General features: G+C 73.2%; 2 protein-coding genes. Both read left to right on the top strand.

The window, feature by feature from the left end; genetic code table 11:
• Positions 1-842, top strand: an 842-nt coding sequence (locus ACYVE9_RS23210) for a hypothetical protein (RefSeq protein WP_461029839.1), incomplete at its 5' end; no start/stop codon positions are given.
• 248 nt (positions 843-1,090) lie between these two features.
• Positions 1,091-2,347, top strand: a complete 1,257-nt coding sequence (locus ACYVE9_RS23205) for a M20 family metallopeptidase (RefSeq protein WP_461029838.1) — start codon at positions 1,091-1,093, stop codon at positions 2,345-2,347.
• Positions 2,348-2,401 lie beyond the last annotated feature (54 nt).

Here is a 2,401-nt window from a genome sequence, read left to right as displayed (position 1 = left end):
CGCCGCTGCGCACGGTGTCCTCGCTGGCCCGCCCGCTGCGCCGGGCGGCCCGCATCGTCATCGGCGACCCGTTCTCCCGCTACGTGCAGTTGCTCCTGTCCCTGTCCGGGCCGGACGCGGCCGTGACGGTCGTCGACGACGGCACCGCCACGATGGAGTTCGTCGCGCAGTTGGCGCAGGGCGACAAGCACCTGGTGCGCTGGCACCGCAAGGGGGCGGGTGGCGGCACCCGGGCGATGCTGTTCGCGCCGGTCTCCGCGTCGGCCCGCCGACGCCTCACCGCGACCGGCGAGCGGCCGGTCGAGGTGTTCAGCGCGATGCCCGTCGAGGCGCCGGGCGACGTGGTGGTCACCGCGAACACGTTCGCGTGGACCCGGGCCCGGTTCGGCCCGCCGCGCCTGACCCGCGGTACCGACCTGGTGGGCACCTCGCTGGTGGAGACGGGAGTGGTGGACGCCGACCGCTATCTCGACGCGGTGGTCGCCCTGACCGCCAAGCACGGCGCCACCCGGTACTTCGCGCACCGCCGGGAGAGCCCCGACAAGCTGCACCGGATATCCGGCGCGGCGGACCTGGAGATCGTCCGCCCCGACCTGCCGCTGGAGCTCGTCGCGCGGCGCGGCCCGATCGGCCGTACCATCCTGAGCTTCCCGTCCACCGTGGTCCACACCCTGCCGCTGGCGCTGGCCGGTACCGAGGTGAAGGTGGCGGTGTGCGACGTGGACCCGGCGTGGCTCACCTCCCACGCGTCACCGCGGGCGCAGAGCTTCCTGGCCGGCGTCACCACCACCGCCCGCGACGTGCACCGGCTGGCCCGCGTACCGACCCAGCCCGCCGTGTGAGAGGAGCCGAGCCCGCGACCGGGCGGACAACCGGCAGGACAACCGAGGGAACAACCGGGAGAACGACCGACGGGAGAACCGGGGAAACAACCGGGCGGGGCGACTGACGCGACCATGTGACGAACGTCATGCCATACCCAATCAAGTATGCGCTCATGCACATCAGGACTGTGAATTTTTCCCCTGTGTGGCTTAACTTTCCTTGATCAGTCGCCGGAGGCCCCCCGACTGGGCATACGCTCGGTTGGGTGAACCACCTGCTGTCACCAGAGTCCAGCACTCGGACCACCGATGAGACGTCCCTGCCCGGCACTCTCCCGGAGGCGCTCCGGGCTGAGCTCGTGGGCTTCCGCCGCGACCTCCACATGCACCCCGAGCTGGGTCATCAGGAGTTCCGCACCACCGCGGCCATCAAGGCGCGGCTGGAGCGCGCCGGGCTGCACCCGCGGGTACTGGACTCCGGAACGGGGCTGATCTGCGACATCAAGCCGAGAACGCCCGGCACCTGGGACGGCGTGCGGCCCGTTCTCGCGCTGCGCGCCGACATCGACGCGCTGCCGATCCCGGACACCAAGTCGGTGGCCTACCGCTCGACGGTCCCGGACCGCGCGCACGCCTGCGGCCACGACGTGCACACCACCGTGCTGCTCGGCGCCGGCCTGGTGCTCGCCGAGCTGGCCCGTGAGGGCCGCCTGCCGCGTCCGGTGCGGCTGGTCTTCCAGCCCGCCGAGGAGGTGCTGCCCGGCGGCGCCACGGAAGCGATCGAGAGCGGCGCGCTGGAAGGCGTCGGCCGCATCCTCGCCCTGCACTGCGACCCGCGCGTCGACGCCGGCCGCCTCGGACTGCGCACGGGCCCGATCACCTCGGCCTGCGACCGGCTGGAGGTCACCCTGGAGGGGGCCGGCGGCCACACCGCCAGGCCGCACCTGACCACCGACCTGATCACCGCCGCGGCCAAGGTCGTCACCGAGGTCCCGGCGCTGCTCTCCCGGCGGGTGGACGCCCGGTCCGGGCTGGCGCTCACCTGGGGGCAGGTCGTCTCCGGCCACGCCTGCAACGTCATCCCGCAGCACGCCGAACTGTCCGGAACCGTGCGCTGCCTCAACCTGGACGGCTGGCGCGTCGCCCCCGACCAGGTGCACGCCGCGGTCGACGAGGTGGCCGCCATGTACGGCGCCAAGTCGGAGATCAACTACATCCGCGGGGTGCCGCCCGTCGTGAACGAGCCGACCAGTACCGAGCTGCTGCGGGACGCGATGACCGCGCGCCGCGGCGCCGCCTCGGTGGAGTCGACCGAGCAGAGTCTCGGCGGCGAGGACTTCTCCTGGTACCTGGAGCACGTGCCCGGCGCGATGGCCCGCCTCGGCGTGCGGACGCCCGGCGGCCCGACCTGCGACATCCACCAGGGCGACTTCGACGCCGACGAGAGCGCCATCACCGTCGGCGTGGAGCTGTTCACCGCCGCCGCCCTGATGGACGCCGCACCCGCCGGGCCCCGCGCCTGATCCCGCAGGACCTCGCGCCCGTCACGCCCGCCCGACGACCCGACCGTGCCCCGG

The sequence above is a fragment of the Streptomyces sparsus genome (assembly GCF_054776295.1).
This window is presented reverse-complemented; position numbering and strand designations above follow the sequence as displayed.